The organism is Streptomyces sp. NBC_01439, from assembly GCF_036227605.1.
Classification (GTDB): domain Bacteria; phylum Actinomycetota; class Actinomycetes; order Streptomycetales; family Streptomycetaceae; genus Streptomyces.
Genome location: NZ_CP109487.1, coordinates 6,357,378 through 6,372,434 on the forward strand (window position 1 = coordinate 6,357,378; position 15,057 = coordinate 6,372,434).

Sequence of the window (15,057 nt, forward strand, 5' to 3'; positions counted from 1 at the left end):
CGCCCCCTAGACCTTCACATCGTCGCGCGTGCAGACCTCTTCGGCCGCGAGTGCGGCTCTGGCCCGGCGCCGGGCCAACGGGGCGGAGAGGGCGGTCATCACCATGAAGACGCCGATCGCGAGCAGCACGATCGTCGCGCCCGAGGGCACGTTGATGTAGTAGGTGGCCGCCGTGCCGGTCAGCGAGACGGTCACGCTGATGGCCATGGCCAGGCCCAGCGTGGCCGCGAAACTGCGGGTGAGGCGCTGCGCTGCCGCGACCGGGATCACCAGCATCGCGCTGACCAGCAGCAGGCCGACGATGCGCATCGCGACGGTGACGGTGACGGCGGCGGTGACCGCGATCAGCAGGTTCAGGGCGCGCACGGGCAGGCCGGTGACCCGGGCGAACTCCTCGTCCTGGCAGACGGCGAAGAGCTGCCTGCGCAGGCCGATGGCCACGGCGAGGACGAAGGCGGCGAGGATCGCCATCGCGGTCACATCCTCGGCGGAGACCGTGGTGATCGAGCCGAACATGGAGCCCAGGAGGCTGGCCGTCTGACCGCCCCCGAGGTTGATGATCATGACGCCGCCCGCGAGGCCGCCGTAGAAGAGCATGGCGAGGGCGACGTCTCCGCTGGTCCTGCCGCGGGCCCGGATCAGTTCCATGCCGACGGCGCCGACGACGGCGACGAGCGTCGCCATCCAGACCGGGCTGGTCTGGAGCACGAAGCCGAGCGCGACACCGGTCATGGCGACGTGGCCGAGGCCGTCGCCCATGAGCGCCTGGCGGCGCTGGACGAGGTACGTGCCGATGGCGGGGGCCGTGATGCCGACCAGGGCCGCCGCGATCAGCGCGCGCTGCATGAAGGCGTAGTCGAGGATGTCCATCAGCTCAGCAGTCCCGTCCGCAGGGGCCCGGCGTCGTGCGCCGCGTGGGGGTGTACGTGGTCGTGGCCGGGCAGGGCGTGCTGCCCCACGGCCTCCGGGGGCGGGCCGTCGTGGACGACGCAGCCGTCGCGCAGGACGACGGCGCGGTCGATCAGGGGCTCCAGCGGGCCCAGCTCGTGCAGGACGAGCAGGACGGTGGAACCGGCGGCGACCTGCGCGCGCAGGGCGTTCGCCAGGACCTCCTGGTTGGCGAGGTCCACGCCCGCCATCGGCTCGTCCATGATCAGCAGCTCGGGTTCGACGGCGAGCGCCCGGGCGATGAGCACGCGCTGGTGCTGGCCGCCGGAGAGGGCGTCCACCGAGACGTCGGCGTACGAGTCCATGTCGACCAGGGCCAGGGCCTGCTCTATGGCCGTCCTGTCGGCCTTGCGCAGGAGGCCGAAGCGGGTGCGGGCGAGCCGGCCGGAGGAGACGACCTCGCGGACGGTGGCCGGGACGCCGCCGGCGGCGGTGGTGCGCTGGGGGACGTAGCCGATGCGCGACCAGTCGCGGAAGCGCTTGAAGTCCGTACCGAAGAGGCTGAGGGTTCCGTCGGTCAGCGGGACCTGGCCGACCACGGCGCGGACGGCCGTGGACTTGCCTGAGCCGTTGGCGCCGAGCAGCGCGACGACCTCACCGCGGTGGACGGTGAGGTCGATCCCGCGCAGCACGGGGCGCGAGCCGAGCGAGGCCGTGGCCCCGCGCAGGGATATGACGGGTGACTGGTCCGCTGCCCGTCCTGGCGTGGACTGCATGGCTCGCGCCTCCGTTGCTGCTGTCATCTACTTGGCTCCGAGCGCCTTCTGGAGGTTCTTCAGGTTGGACCGCATGACCTCGAAGTAGTCAGCGCCCTGGGACGTGTTGGTGATTCCTTCGAGGGGGTCCAGGACATCGGTCTTCAGGCCGGTGTCCGTCGCGAGGGTCTTGGCCGTCTTGTCGCTGGCCAGGGTCTCGAAGAACACGGTGGTGACATTGTCCTTCTTCGCGACGGCCTGAAGATCCTTCATCCGGGCCGGGCTCGGCTCGGACTCGGGGTCGACGCCGGAGATGCCCTCCTGGTCGAGGCCGTAGCGCTCGGCGAGGTAGCCGAAGGCGGAGTGGGTGGTGATGAAGGTCTTGGAGGCCGTGTTCTTCAGGCCGTCCTTGAACTCCGTGTCCAGCGCGGTCAGTTTGCCGACCAGCTCGTCGGTGTTCTTCTTGTAGTCCGCGGCGTGGTCGGGGTCGGCCTTCTCCAGGGCGGCGCCGACCCCCTTGGCGATCTCCGCGTACTTGACGGGGTCGAGCCAGACGTGCGGGTCCTTGCCGCCCTCGTCGTGGTCGTGGCCCTCGCCCTCGCCCTCGGCGTGGCCCTCGGCGCCGTGGTCGTGGCCGGCCGAGCCGTGGACCTCCAACTCGGTGAGGGTCGCGGCATCGACGACGTTCTTCACGCCGGACAGGGCGACGGCCTTGTCGACGGCGGGCTGCAGGCTCTTGAGGTAGAGGACCACGTCGGCCTCGCCGAGCTGCCCGGTCTGCTTCGGGGTGATCTCCAGGTCGTGCGGTTCGACGCCGGGCTTGGTCAGGCTGTCGACCTTCACGTGCTCCTTGCCGATCTGCTCGGCGAGGAAGGCCATGGGGTAGAACGACGCCGTCACGCCGACCTTGCCGTCCTTGCTGCCACCGGCGCCGGCGGCGGCTCCGGAGCAGGCGGTTAGGGCCGTGGCGCCGAGGGCGACGGCTCCGGCGAGGGCGGCGGTGGGTATGAGGCGTCGTACGTTCATGACATCCATTTTCATCAAAGATGGAAACGATTGTCAAAAACCCAGGTGGGGGGCCGGGGTGGGTGGGCGTGGAAGGGGAACCGATTTGAAAGGGGGGGTGCGGGCGCCGGTAATCTAAAGACTTCGCCGTTCGTCCTCGTAATGAAGAGAGCACCGTGGCCGCCGACAAGATCGAAACCATCGTCAGCCTGAGCAAGCGCCGTGGCTTCGTTTTCCCGTGCAGTGAGATCTACGGCGGCTCCAAGGCCGCCTGGGACTACGGCCCGCTCGGTGTCGAGCTCAAGGAGAACATCAAGCGCCAGTGGTGGAAGGCCATGGTCACCGGGCGTGAGGACATCGTCGGTATCGACTCCTCCGTGATCCTGGCCCCCGAGGTGTGGGTGGCCTCCGGCCACGTCGCCACCTTCTCGGACCCGCTGACCGAGTGCACCTCCTGCCACAAGCGCCACCGCGCGGACCACCTTGAAGAGGCGTACGAGGCCAAGCACGGCCGGATGCCCGCCAATGGTCTCGCCGACATCAACTGCCCCAACTGTGGCGTGAAGGGCCAGTTCACCGAGCCCAAGCAGTTCTCCGGCATGCTGGAGACCCACCTCGGCCCGACCCAGGACACCGGCTCGAAGGCGTACCTGCGCCCCGAGACCGCCCAGGGCATCTTCACCAACTTCGCCGTGGTGCAGACCACTTCGCGCAAGAAGCCGCCCTTCGGCATCGCGCAGATGGGCAAGTCCTTCCGGAACGAGATCACTCCGGGCAACTTCATCTTCCGCACGCGCGAGTTCGAGCAGATGGAGATGGAGTTCTTCGTCAAGCCGGGCGAGGACGAGCAGTGGCAGGAGTACTGGATGCAGGAGCGGTGGAACTGGTACCGCGACCTCGGCATCCGCGAGGAGAACATCCGCTGGTACGACCACCCGAAGGAGAAGCTGTCCCACTACTCGAAGCGCACCGCTGACATCGAGTACCGCTTCAACTTCGGTGGCAACGAGTTCTCCGAGCTCGAAGGCGTCGCCAACCGCACCGACTTCGACCTCAAGGCCCACTCCGCCGCCTCCGGCCAGGACCTGGTCTACTTCGACCAGGAGACCAAGGAGAAGTACACCCCGTACGTCATCGAGCCGGCGGCCGGCGTGAACCGCGCCATGCTCGCCTTCATGCTCGACGCGTACAACGAGGACGAGGCTCCGAACGCCAAGGGCGTCATGGAGAAGCGCACCGTGATGCGCCTCGACCCGCGCCTGGCCCCGATCAAGGTCGCCGTGCTGCCGCTGTCCCGCAACGCGCAGCTGTCGCCGAAGGCCAAGGGCCTCGCCGCCGACCTGCGCAAGTTCTGGAACATCGAGTTCGACGACGCGGGCGCCATCGGCCGCCGCTACCGTCGCCAGGACGAGATCGGTACGCCGTTCTGCGTCACCGTCGACTTCGACACCCTGGACGACAACGCGGTGACCGTGCGCGAGCGCGACACCATGAAGCAGGAGCGCGTCTCGCTGGACCAGATCCAGGCCTACCTCGGCAGCCGTCTGCTCGGTTGCTAGGTCCTGCTCCACGAAGACCGGTGGCCCGGTGCGCTCGCAGCGCACCGGGCCACCGGTCTTTACTCGGGGTGGGGCGGGCCCGGATCAGGAGGCCGCTGCCGCCTGCGCCGCCGCCTCGGCCGCGCGGCGCTCTCCCTCGGCCCTGGACCGCTTGCCGTACCAGCCGGTCCACGCGCCGAGTGCGCCCAGCACCGCGTAGATCATGATCGGGCTGACCACCAGCATGGTCTCGGTGGGCAGCGCGTAGGCGAGGGCGATGCGGACGAGGGCCTCGATGACGTACGCGACGCCCCACACCAGCGTCATCCGGTTCATGGTGGTGCGGAAGCCCTCGTACTGCCACAGGCCGTTCCACCAGGCGGTGCTCTCCGGGGTGCCGTCGGTGGCGAACTTGCGGCCGAAGTAGAACATCAGCGGGCGCGGCGCCAGCAGCGTCCCCAGGCAGAGCAGTCCGAACAGCCCGGTGACCCCCGAGTCCTTGACGAGCAGGGCGCGGGCCGAGTGCGCGCCGACGAGCGAGACGACGGCGGTGATCACCAGGAACACCATGGTGATGACGGCGAACTCGTCGAGCTTGCGCCGCCAGGCCAGGCTGATGACGCTCTCGAGCACCGGCCAGGCGCTGCTGAGCAGGAGTGCGGAGAACTCGCTCCAGCCGTGGTCCTTGGTGAGGATGTTGTACGTGATCAGCGGCGCGACCACGTTGAGCCCGATGGTCAAGATCCAGCCGAGGACGGCAGCGCTGCCCGAGCGCTTCGGAGGTGCCGGTTGTGTGGAGTGAGTTGCTGGAGCGGACAAGGTTCCCCCTGAAACGTGCCTGGTGAAGTGCGGTAGGGAGACCGTAAGGAGTTTGACTGGACGCGAACAACCTGACCGGACCAAAATGATCATCAAGTTGTCCGGAGTGACTGATTCCGGCTGGCGATCGCACCAGGTCAGGCGCGCAGGCCCCGGATCACGAGCGCGGTGACCGCCTCGAACTCGGTGATGATCGTCGGCGAGAGCCAGTCGGCCGCGTACTGCGGGTCGTGGAAGCGGCCGGTGGCGTCGAAGACCGCGCGGGCCGCCGCCGGCACGTCTTCGGCGGCGAGCGAGCCCGCCGCGACGCCCTCGGCGATGATCCGGCCCAGCTGGTCGATCAGCTCGCTCAGGTGCGCGTCCACCACGCCGCTGTTCTCGGCGAGCAGCACGGTGTAGGTGGCGAACAGTTCCGGGTCGTCGCCCGCCTTGTGGCGCTTGGCCTCGAAGAGGGCCTCCAGCCACGCCTCCAGCTTGGAGGGGGCGCTGCCGGTGGGGGCCGAGGCGATCTCCTCCAGCATGACCACGCTCCGGGCCAGCCAGCGGTCCGTGACGGCCTCGCGCAGCGCCGCCTTCGACGGGAAGTGCCGGTACACGCTGCCGTGGCTGACGCCCAGGGCGCGGGCCACGTCCACCACGGTCGCCTTGGTGGGACCGAAGCGGCGCAGCACCTCCTCGGTGGTCGCGAGGATGCGCTCGGGAGTCAGGGGCTCGGCAGCAGCGGGAGGCATGGGTACGACCGTACCGTCAGCTCAGTGCTCACTGTCGAGGTGGGCCATCTGGGCCGCCGGGTACCTCTCGCCCGCCGCGGCGCCCGCCGGGACCGCTTCCTCGATGGCGGCCAGGTCGGCGGCGTCGAGCGAGACGTCCATGGCACCCAGTGCCTCGGCAAGCCGGTCCCTGCGCCGGGCGCCCACCAGCGGCACGATGTCGACCCCGTGCCGCGGCCCCTGCGCGAGCACCCAGGCGATCGCGGTCTGGGCGACGCTCGCGCCCTTGCCCTCGGCCACCTTGCGCAGCGCCTCCACCAGGTCGAGGTTCCGGTCGAGGTTGTCGCCCTGGAAGCGGGGGCTCATGCCGCGGAAGTCGCCCGGGGCCAGTGCGCGGTCGCGGGTGAAGTGACCGCTGATGAGGCCGCGGGACAGCACCCCGTACGCCGTGATCCCTATGCCGAGCTCGCGGGCGGTCGGCAGGATCTCGGCCTCGATGCCGCGGGAGATCAGCGAGTACTCGATCTGGAGGTCGGAGATCGGGGCGACGGCAGCGGCTCGGCGCAGGGTGTCCGCGCCGACCTCCGAGAGGCCGATGTGGCGCACGTGTCCGGCCTCGACCGCCTCGGCGATGGCCCCGACGGTCTCCTCGATCGGTACGTCCGGGTCAACCCGCGCGATCCGGTAGATGTCGATGTGGTCCCGGCCGAGCCGCTGGAGCGAGTAGGCCAGGAAGTTCTTGACGGCCTCCGGCCGGCCGTCGTAACCGGTGAAGCCGCCCTCGACCGTGCGCAGCGCGCCGAACTTGACGCTGGTCAGCGCCCGCTCGCGGGCCTCGGCGGGCGCCGTGCTCAGGGCCTCGGCGATCAGCAGTTCGTTGTGCCCCATGCCGTAGAAGTCGCCGGTGTCCAGCAGTGTGTGCGTGCCGTCGGGGGCGGCGTCCAGATAGGCGTGGATGGTCGCGAGGGACTCGGCGCGGTCCGCCTCCCCGTAGAGGGCGGACATCCCCATGCAGCCCAGCCCCAACGGGAAAAGGGTGGGGCCGGTGCTGCCCAGGGTGCGGCGGTCGGCGGTCGTGTGGGTGCTCTCGTTCGTCGTCATGGAACGAGAATGGCATGACGAGTGACAGATTTCAATATCTGTCACTCGTCAGTGTCAGGCGAGGATCCGCAGCGCCAGGGCGGCCGCCGCGGCCAGGGTCAAGACGGCCGCCGGTGCCAGCTCGTAGTCCTTGACCCGGAGGTGGCTGATGACCGCGCCGATGAAGTAGAGGGTCACGCCGGCCGCCGCGGCCACCCCGAGCGGAGTCACCCACAGGCCGGCCACCAGGCCGATCGCGCCCGCGGCCTTGAGCGTGGCGAGGCGCGGCAGCCACGAGTCCGGGACCCGGACCTTCTGCATGCTCGCCACGATCTGGTCGTTGCGCTGGAGAGTGAAGGTGGCGGAGGCGGTGAGGACGAGGGCGAGCAGGACGCCGACGACGGCGTAGGCGATGAACATGAAGATCTCCAACGGTCGGTAATGTGAAACCATTGAATAGCATCAACGATATCTCGAATGCAATCATTTCCTGGTTGCTACGATGTGGACCATGACGGCAGATCAGGACGGACCGCACCCTCCGCAGCGGCTGGGCCTGCTGCTGGCCTGGCACGGCTCGGTCACCCAGACGCGGATGAAGCGGGCGCTCGGCGCGGCCGGACTCACTCCCCGGCACGCGATGACGCTGATGCACCTGGAGGGCGGCCCCATCAGCCAGCGGGCGCTCGCCGAGCGGCTGGAGGTGGACCCGAGCGTGCTCGTCGGGATCCTGAACGACCTGGAGGGCGAGGGCCTGGCCGAACGCCGCCGGGACCCGTCCGACCGGCGCCGTCACAACGTGGCCATCACCGAAGCCGGGGGAGCGGCCCTCCACAAGACGAACACCGCCCTCGACGAGGTCGAGAGCGGCATCTTCGCGGGCCTGTCGGCCGCGGAGCGCGACCTCCTGCGCGGCCTCCTCGACCGGGTCAACATCTCGGCCGAGGACTTCAGCTGCGGCGATTAGCCGCCCGGGCGGAGGATCCTCAAGTCCGCGGGGAACCCGTCACGGCGGCGGCGCCGACCGCGTCCTCCAGGGTGCGGGCGGTCCGTTCCGCCGTCGCACGGGCCCACGCACCGCTCGTTGCCGCGCCCACGACCAGGACGAGCAGCCCGCAGATCGTGATGATCCACCAGGCCGGTTGGGCCGCGCCCGAGAAGTCCGAGCCGTTCGCCAGCCCGGCCGCCAGCACCGAGCCGATCACCGCGACGCCCAGGGTGCCGCCGGTCTGCCGACTGGTGGAGGCGATGGCTGCCGCCACCCCGGCCTGGGAGCGCGGCATCCCGGACACCGCCGTATTGGTGATCGGTGCGTTCACCATGCCGAAGCCGAGCCCGAACAGCATGTACCCGGTGAACAGGAGCGGGTTGGACGTCTCGGCCTCGAACAGGGCGAACAGCAGCCCGCTCGACACCATGGCCACCCCCGCGATCAGTAGGCAGATCCGCGGCCCCCGACTGCCCACCAGCCGCCCGGCCAGCGGCGCGAACAGGACGGTCAGCCCGGCCATCGGCAGCATGTAGAGCCCCGCGTGCAGGGCGCTGAGCCCCCGTACGTCCTGGAGGTACAGCGTGTTCAGGAAGAGGAAGCCGGCCAGCCCGGCGAAGGCGCTGATCGCGATCACGGTCGACCCGCTGAAGGGCGCGCTCCGGAAGAACCGGAGATCGATCAGCGGCTCCTTGCGGCGGGGCTCGTAGACCAGCAGCCCCAGGAACGCGGCCACGGCCACCACCGCACACCCCACGATCAGCGGCGAGCGCCAGCCGGCGGCCGGTGCTTCGATGATCCCGTACGTCAGACTGCCCAGCAGGGCGATCACCAGCACCTGCCCCAGCGGGTCCGGACGGCGCGGCCGGGCCGCCCTGGACTCGGGGATGTGCCGCAAGGTCAGCGCGAACGCCGCCAGACCGATCGGCAGATTGATCAGGAAGATCGAGCGCCAGCCCACGGAGTCCACCAGCACCCCGCCGATCAGGGGACCCGCCGCCATGGAAACGCCCCCGACCGCACCCCACACGCCGATGGCCCGGGCCCGCTCGGCGGGATCGGTGAAGGTGTTGGTGATGATCGACATCGCCACCGGGTTGAGCATCGCGCCGCCCACCGCCTGCACCATCCGGAAGACGACGAGCCAGTCGAGGCTGGGGGCGAGCGAGCAGAGCAGGGAGCCGCCGGTGAAGGCCACCAGACCGGCCACGAAGACCTTCCGGCGCCCGATCCGATCGGCCGTGGACCCCGCGAGCATCAGCAGCGAGGCCAGTACGAGGGTGTAGGCGTCGATGCTCCACTGCAGCCCCGAGACCGAGGCGTCCAGGTCGCGGCGCATCGAGGGCAGAGCGACGTTCAGCACGGTGTTGTCGAGGCTCACGATCAGCAGGCTCATGCAGCAGATCGCGAGGACGAGCGTGCGCTGCCGGGGACTCGGCTCGATCATGCGCCGATGCTACGTCCCCCCCACCCCCTCGGCATGCGGGACAATGGGCGGATGACCACGCTCCCCCCGCCCCTCGCGATCGGCCCGCACACCGTGCAGCCCCCGGTGGTGCTCGCACCCATGGCCGGCATCACCAATGCCCCGTTCCGTACCCTCTGCCGGGAGTTCTCGGGCGGCAAGGGGCTGTTCGTGAGCGAGATGATCACGACCCGCGCCCTGGTCGAGCGCAACGAGAAGACCATGCAGTTGATCCACTTCGACGAGACCGAGAAGCCCCGCTCGATTCAGCTGTACGGGGTGGACCCGGTCACGGTCGGCAAGGCGGTCCGCATGATCGTCGAAGAGGACCGCGCCGACCACATCGACCTCAACTTCGGCTGCCCGGTCCCCAAGGTGACCCGCAAGGGCGGCGGCTCGGCCCTCCCGTACAAGCGCAACCTGCTGCGCGCGATCCTGCGCGAGGCCGTCGCCGGCGCCGGCGACCTGCCGGTCACGATGAAGATGCGCAAGGGCATCAACGACGAGCACCTCACCTACCTCGACGCGGGCCGGATCGCCGTCGAGGAGGGCGTCACCGCCATAGCCCTGCACGGCCGGACCACCGCCCAGCACTACGGCGGCACCGCCGACTGGGAGGCCATCGCCCGGCTGAAGGAACACGTACCGGAGATCCCGGTGCTCGGCAACGGCGACATCTGGTGCGCGGAGGACGCGCTGCGCATGGTCCGCGAGACCGGCTGCGACGGCGTGGTCGTGGGGCGCGGCTGCCTGGGGCGGCCGTGGCTGTTTAACGACCTGGTGGCGGCCTTCGAGGGGCGCCCCGAGGACTTCCACAAGCCCACCCTGCGCGAGGTGGCGACCACCATGCACCGCCACGCGCAACTGCTGGGGGAGTGGATCGGCGACGAGGCGCGCGGGGTGATCGACTTCCGTAAGCACGTGGCCTGGTACCTCAAGGGCTTCTCGGTGGGTTCCGAGATGCGCAAGAAGCTCGGGGTCACCTCGTCCCTGGCCGAGCTCGACGCTCATCTGAGCGAGCTCGATCTGGATCAAGCGTGGCCGGAGAGTGCGGACGGGCCTCGCGGTCGGACGTCCGGAAACAACCGAGTTGTCCTGCCGGACGGCTGGCTGAAGGACCCGTACGACTGCGCGGGTGTGAGCGAGGACGCTGAACTGGACACCTCCGGAGGCTGACAAATCGCCCTCCGTGGTGCGTGATATACGCCACGCATGGGAAGGGTTTCGCTCAGATGAGCGCAGAAATCACGGGTAAGACTTTCAAAGGGTGGCACTGGGTGCCACCCTTTGTGCGTTCAATACTTGAACGCAAATGTATCGATGATCGCTCATCCGAGCGTGATCAGGCCTCAGGAGCCCCCTCGCCCTTCGGGATGTGAACGCTCTTCCTACTTTCTGATTACCCATGAGTTACTTTCGATCTGCTGGCGCACGGGTGGTTACAGCCATATGACGACCAAGTGGACGTACCCAGAAGCCTTCGATCTGGGTATGTTCCTGGCCGTCAGGGCAGCCACCGAGCCTCGAGGAGTCGAGACCCGTGTCGGAAAACAAAGATCAGAAGTTCGTCTACGACTTCACCGAGGGCAACCGCGACCTCAAGGACCTTCTCGGTGGCAAGGGTGCCAACCTCGCCGAGATGACCAACCTGGGTCTGCCGGTCCCTCCCGGCTTCACCATCACCACCGAGGCCTGCAAGGTCTACCTCGAGAGCGGTACGGCCCCGGCCGAGCTGCGCGAAGAGGTCAGCGCCCACCTTGCCGCCCTCGAGGCGAAGATGGGCAAGAAGCTCGGACAGTCGGACGACCCGCTGCTGGTCTCCGTGCGTTCCGGCGCGAAGTTCTCGATGCCCGGCATGATGGACACCGTCCTGAACATCGGCCTCTCCGACGAGTCCGTGAAGGGCCTCGCCTCCCAGGCCGGCAACGACCGCTTCGCCTGGGACTCGTACCGCCGCCTCATCCAGATGTTCGGCAAGACCGTGCTGGACGTCGACGGCGAGCTCTTCGAGGAAGCCCTCGACGAGGCCAAGGCCGCCAAGAAGGTCACCATCGACACCGACCTCGACGCCGCCGACCTGAAGAAGCTGGTCACCCGCTTCAAGAAGATCGTCGCCAAGCAGGCCGGCCGCGAGTTCCCGCAGGACGCCCGCGAGCAGCTCGACCTCGCCGTCGAGGCCGTCTTCAACTCGTGGAACACCGACCGCGCCAAGCTCTACCGCCGCCAGGAGCGCATCCCGAGCGACCTCGGCACCGCGGTCAACATCTGCTCCATGGTCTTCGGCAACCTCGGCCCCGACTCCGGCACCGGCGTCGCCTTCACCCGTGACCCCGCCAGCGGCCACGCGGGCGTCTACGGCGACTACCTGCAGAACGCCCAGGGCGAGGACGTCGTCGCGGGCATCCGCAACACCGTGCCGCTCGCGGACCTGGAGGCCATCGACAAGGCCTCGTACGACCAGCTCATGACGATCATGACGACGCTGGAGACCCACTACAAGGATCTTTGCGACATCGAGTTCACCATCGAGCGCGGCCAGCTGTGGATGCTCCAGACCCGCGTCGGCAAGCGCACCGCGGGCGCGGCGTTCCGCATCGCCACCCAGCTCGTGGACCAGGGCCTGATCGACGAGGCCGAGGCCCTCCAGCGCGTCAGCGGCCACCAGCTGGCCCAGCTGATGTTCCCGCGCTTCGACGAGGGCGCCAAGACGGCCCTGCTCGGTCGCGGCATCGCCGCCTCCCCGGGCGCGGCGGTCGGCAAGGCCGTCTTCGACTCCTACACGGCCGTCAAGTGGTCCCGCTCCGGCGAGAAGGTCATCCTGATCCGCCGCGAGACCAACCCCGACGACCTGGACGGCATGATCGCCTCCGAGGGCATCCTGACCTCGCGCGGCGGCAAGACCTCGCACGCCGCCGTCGTCGCCCGCGGCATGGGCAAGACCTGCGTCTGCGGCGCCGAGGAGCTCGACGTCGACACCAAGCGCCGCCGCATGACGGTCGGCGAGACGGTCATCGAAGAGGGCGACGTCGTCTCCATCGACGGCTCCACCGGCAAGGTCTACCTCGGTGAGGTACCCGTCGTACCGTCCCCGGTCGTCGAGTACTTCGAGGGCCGCATGCACGCCGGCGCCGACGACGCCGACGAGCTCGTCGCCGCCGTGCACCGGATCATGGCCTACGCGGACCGCGTCCGCCGCCTGCGGGTGCGCGCCAACGCCGACAACGCCGAGGACGCGCTGCGCGCCCGCCGCTTCGGCGCCCAGGGCATCGGCCTGTGCCGCACCGAGCACATGTTCCTCGGCGAGCGCCGTGAACTGGTGGAGCGACTGATCCTCGCGGACACCGACGGCGAGCGCGAGGAGGCACTCAGTGCCCTCCTGCCGCTGCAGAAGAAGGACTTCGTCGAGCTGTTCGAGGCGATGGACGGCCTGCCCGTCACCGTCCGCCTCCTGGACCCGCCGCTGCACGAGTTCCTGCCCGACATCACCGAGCTGTCGGTGCGCGTCGCCCTTGCCGAGTCCCGCAAGGACCACAACGAGAACGACCTGCGCCTGCTCCAGGCCGTGCACAAGCTGCACGAGCAGAACCCGATGCTGGGTCTGCGCGGCGTCCGCCTCGGCCTGGTCATCCCCGGCCTGTTCAAGATGCAGGTCCGGGCGATCGCTGAGGCCGCCGCCGAGCGCAAGAACGCCAAGGGCGACCCGCGCGCCGAGATCATGGTCCCGCTCGTGGGCACCGTCCAGGAGCTGGAGATCGTCCGCGACGAGGCCGACGCGGTCATCGCCGAGGTCGAGGCCGCGACCGGCACCAACCTCAAGCTGACCATCGGCACGATGATCGAGCTGCCGCGCGCCGCGCTGACCGCCGACCAGATCGCCGAGGCCGCGCAGTTCTTCTCCTTCGGCACGAACGACCTGACCCAGACGGTGTGGGGCTTCTCCCGCGACGACGTCGAGGCCAGCTTCTTCACCGCCTATCTGGAGAAGGGCATCTTCGGGGTCTCGCCCTTCGAGACCATCGACAAGGACGGCGTCGGCTCGCTGGTCCGGCACGCGGCCAAGCTGGGCCGGGCCACCCGTCCCGACCTCAAGCTCGGCGTCTGCGGCGAGCACGGCGGCGACCCCGAGTCCGTCCACTTCTTCCACGAGGTCGGCCTCGACTACGTCTCCTGCTCGCCCTTCCGGATTCCGGTGGCGCGCCTTGAGGCCGGCCGTGCGGCCGCCGAGGCGAAGGGCAGCGACAGCCGCTGACCCACGGGCCGCCAAGGCCCCATAGACCGCGCCTGTCCCCGGGTTCCCTGACTGCCCGGGGGCGGGCGCGCCTCTTTTTGTTTGTTCAACAAATCTTTACGCCAGCAGGCGGTGGACGGATCCCCACCCGTCCACCGCCGCTGTCATTCTGCCGGGCACGTCGGCGCTTCCCGGTGCGACCGACCGCCAGGCCCCGCAAAGCCCCCCACGGCCTTCGCGGAGCGTTTCGGTCGCACCGGAGTGTGCCCGGCGGAGTACAGGATTTCGGTTGTCACGCCCCCGCCGAAAGGGGTTTCAACTGTGGCCGAAAGGGCGTGGTGACAACGTGTGACGGCGTGCATACTCATGGGGCGGGGGGATTGCGGTTGCACAGGTGGGGGTTCGGTGCTGCGTATCCATTTCACTGGAGTGGACCTGGCACGCGTACGGATGGCAGGGCGTCCCGATGCGTTGTGGGAAACGATTCTGAGCTTTCACCGCTTAAGGGACCGGCGCGATGCCCGGTTGTTCGGTGAATGGCGTACGGAAACCCGGAGCAGGTTGAATAGTGAAACACGCACGCTCGGTATGCTCATACCGAGTCGTGGTTATTTCCCCGATTTCTTGACCCCTGTGGAGGGGCAGTACGGGTGGGACGTGGGCCTCGACGCGCTGCGCGGGATCCGCTCCGAGCGCATGCGGCGCGAGCTGCAGCTGCTGGGCGCCGGTGCGCCGATGACGCCGCGGCTACGGGAGTTCATGGACGGCGGCGACAAGCAGCTGCCACGGCTCATGGGCGAGCTCCGCGCGTACCACCGGGCCGCCGTGGAGCCGTACTGGACGCACATACAGGCCCAGATAGAAGCCGAGCGCGCGGCGCGCGGCCGGGCCCTGCTGGACGGCGGTGCGGACGAACTGCTGGACTCGCTGCCGCCGATGCTGCGCTGGCGGGCTCCGGTGCTGGAGTGCGACTACCCGGTGGACCGCGACGTACGGCTGCGGGGGCGCGGGCTGCTGCTCCAGCCGTCCTTCTTCTGCCGGCGCACCGCGGTGACCCTGCACGATCCGGAGCTACCGCCCGTGCTCGTCTACCCGGCCGCCGCGCAGCTGGCCTCGGCGCCCGCGGGCGGCGAGGCGGCCCGGCCCGTGGAGGAGCAGCGCCAGCGCACCCTGGGCAAGCTGGTCGGGCACACCCGCTCGGTCGTGCTGCGGGCGATAGGGGACGGAGCGACCACCAGCGAGCTGGCCCGCCGGGCCGGGGTCTCGCTGGCCTCCGCGAGCCAGCACGCCTGTGTGATGCGGGAGGCGGGGCTGGTAACCACGCTGCGGCGGGGGAACGCGGTGCTGCACACGGTGACGCCGTTGGGGGCCGCGCTGCTGAAGGGTGGGGCGGTGGCCTCGTGAACGCGGCCGCCGCACCCCTGCGGGGTTGCCCGTGGGGGTGCGGCCGGTCGTGCGGGTGCCGGTCCGTTGCGGGGGCGCTGCCCCCGGGCCCCCGCGCCTCAAACGCCGGCGGGGCTGGGAGAGCGGGGCGCTGCCCGGAGGCCCCCGCGCCTCAAACGCCCCCGGCTACCGCCGGGA

General features: G+C 69.5%; 13 protein-coding genes. 5 read left to right on the top strand and 8 right to left on the bottom strand.

Features of this window, described 5'->3' with window-relative positions; translation table 11 throughout:
• Window positions 1-6: 6 nt before the first annotated feature.
• Genes OG207_RS28715 through OG207_RS28725 form a run of 3 tightly spaced genes read right to left on the bottom strand, consistent with a single transcriptional unit; the run spans window position 7 to window position 2,669 of the window.
• Window positions 7-870 carry a metal ABC transporter permease gene (locus tag OG207_RS28715; RefSeq protein ID WP_329102193.1) on the bottom strand — a complete coding sequence of 288 codons (864 nt, stop codon included), beginning with the start codon at window positions 868-870 and terminating at the stop codon, window positions 7-9.
• Window positions 870-1,664, bottom strand: coding sequence for a metal ABC transporter ATP-binding protein (locus OG207_RS28720; RefSeq protein ID WP_329107955.1), 795 nt, complete (start codon window positions 1,662-1,664; stop codon window positions 870-872). The genes OG207_RS28715 and OG207_RS28720 overlap by 1 nt, the downstream gene beginning before the upstream one ends.
• A 27-nt stretch (window positions 1,665-1,691) precedes the next feature.
• On the bottom strand, window positions 1,692-2,669 hold the full coding sequence (locus tag OG207_RS28725; protein ID WP_329102195.1) for a metal ABC transporter substrate-binding protein: 978 nt from the start codon (window positions 2,667-2,669) through the stop codon (window positions 1,692-1,694).
• A 155-nt stretch (window positions 2,670-2,824) separates the two neighbouring features.
• On the opposite strand from OG207_RS28725, the gene OG207_RS28730 reads away from it, so the two are divergent.
• On the top strand, window positions 2,825-4,207 hold the full coding sequence (locus tag OG207_RS28730) for a glycine--tRNA ligase (RefSeq protein WP_329102197.1): 1,383 nt from the start codon (window positions 2,825-2,827) through the stop codon (window positions 4,205-4,207).
• An 84-nt stretch (window positions 4,208-4,291) separates the two neighbouring features.
• On the opposite strand, the gene OG207_RS28735 is transcribed toward OG207_RS28730, so the two are convergent.
• From OG207_RS28735 to OG207_RS28750, 4 genes are all read right to left on the bottom strand, one after another.
• Window positions 4,292-4,927: a VC0807 family protein gene (locus OG207_RS28735; RefSeq protein ID WP_329102199.1), complete on the bottom strand. Its 636-nt coding sequence runs from the start codon at window positions 4,925-4,927 to the stop codon at window positions 4,292-4,294.
• Between the two features lie 215 nt (window positions 4,928-5,142).
• Complete coding sequence (locus OG207_RS28740) at window positions 5,143-5,736, bottom strand: TetR family transcriptional regulator (protein ID WP_329102201.1); 594 nt, start codon at window positions 5,734-5,736, stop codon at window positions 5,143-5,145.
• A 21-nt stretch (window positions 5,737-5,757) separates the two neighbouring features.
• A complete protein-coding gene (locus tag OG207_RS28745) occupies window positions 5,758-6,816 on the bottom strand; it encodes an aldo/keto reductase (RefSeq protein ID WP_329102204.1) in 1,059 nt (352 codons plus the stop codon).
• A gap of 54 nt (window positions 6,817-6,870) precedes the next feature.
• On the bottom strand, window positions 6,871-7,215 hold the full coding sequence (locus OG207_RS28750; RefSeq protein ID WP_329102206.1) for a DoxX family protein: 345 nt from the start codon (window positions 7,213-7,215) through the stop codon (window positions 6,871-6,873).
• A gap of 91 nt (window positions 7,216-7,306) precedes the next feature.
• On the opposite strand from OG207_RS28750, the gene OG207_RS28755 reads away from it, so the two are divergent.
• Window positions 7,307-7,762: a MarR family winged helix-turn-helix transcriptional regulator gene (locus tag OG207_RS28755; protein WP_329102208.1), complete on the top strand. Its 456-nt coding sequence runs from the start codon at window positions 7,307-7,309 to the stop codon at window positions 7,760-7,762.
• A 19-nt stretch (window positions 7,763-7,781) separates the two neighbouring features.
• Here the strand turns inward: OG207_RS28755 and OG207_RS28760 are convergent, their stop codons facing one another.
• Window positions 7,782-9,230, bottom strand: coding sequence for an MFS transporter (locus OG207_RS28760; protein WP_329102210.1), 1,449 nt, complete (start codon window positions 9,228-9,230; stop codon window positions 7,782-7,784).
• Between the two features lie 33 nt (window positions 9,231-9,263).
• Here OG207_RS28760 and dusB point away from each other — a divergent pair, with 33 nt between their 5' ends.
• The 3 genes from dusB (at window position 9,264) to OG207_RS28775 (ending at window position 14,880) form a co-directional block, all read left to right on the top strand.
• A complete protein-coding gene (gene dusB, locus OG207_RS28765; RefSeq protein ID WP_329102212.1) occupies window positions 9,264-10,424 on the top strand; it encodes a tRNA dihydrouridine synthase DusB in 1,161 nt (386 codons plus the stop codon).
• 364 nt (window positions 10,425-10,788) lie between these two features.
• Window positions 10,789-13,497, top strand: a complete 2,709-nt coding sequence (gene ppdK, locus OG207_RS28770; protein ID WP_329102214.1) for a pyruvate, phosphate dikinase — start codon at window positions 10,789-10,791, stop codon at window positions 13,495-13,497.
• Between the two features lie 384 nt (window positions 13,498-13,881).
• Window positions 13,882-14,880, top strand: coding sequence for an ArsR/SmtB family transcription factor (locus OG207_RS28775; protein ID WP_329102216.1), 999 nt, complete (start codon window positions 13,882-13,884; stop codon window positions 14,878-14,880).
• Window positions 14,881-15,057: the final 177 nt, after the last annotated feature.

What these genes read in the sequence shown, in the direction of transcription:
- OG207_RS28725 (WP_329102195.1), bottom strand. Translation starts at nt 2,669, where the DNA reads ATGAACGTACGACGCCTCATACCCACCGCCGCCCTCGCCGGAGCCGTC.
- OG207_RS28760 (WP_329102210.1), bottom strand. Translation starts at nt 9,230, where the DNA reads ATGATCGAGCCGAGTCCCCGGCAGCGCACGCTCGTCCTCGCGATCTGC.
- OG207_RS28740 (WP_329102201.1), bottom strand. Translation starts at nt 5,736, where the DNA reads ATGCCTCCCGCTGCTGCCGAGCCCCTGACTCCCGAGCGCATCCTCGCG.
- OG207_RS28715 (WP_329102193.1), bottom strand. Translation starts at nt 870, where the DNA reads ATGGACATCCTCGACTACGCCTTCATGCAGCGCGCGCTGATCGCGGCG.
- OG207_RS28755 (WP_329102208.1), top strand. Translation starts at nt 7,307, where the DNA reads ATGACGGCAGATCAGGACGGACCGCACCCTCCGCAGCGGCTGGGCCTG.
- dusB (WP_329102212.1), top strand. Translation starts at nt 9,264, where the DNA reads ATGCGGGACAATGGGCGGATGACCACGCTCCCCCCGCCCCTCGCGATC.
- OG207_RS28750 (WP_329102206.1), bottom strand. Translation starts at nt 7,215, where the DNA reads ATGTTCATCGCCTACGCCGTCGTCGGCGTCCTGCTCGCCCTCGTCCTC.
- OG207_RS28745 (WP_329102204.1), bottom strand. Translation starts at nt 6,816, where the DNA reads ATGACGACGAACGAGAGCACCCACACGACCGCCGACCGCCGCACCCTG.
- OG207_RS28720 (WP_329107955.1), bottom strand. Translation starts at nt 1,664, where the DNA reads ATGCAGTCCACGCCAGGACGGGCAGCGGACCAGTCACCCGTCATATCC.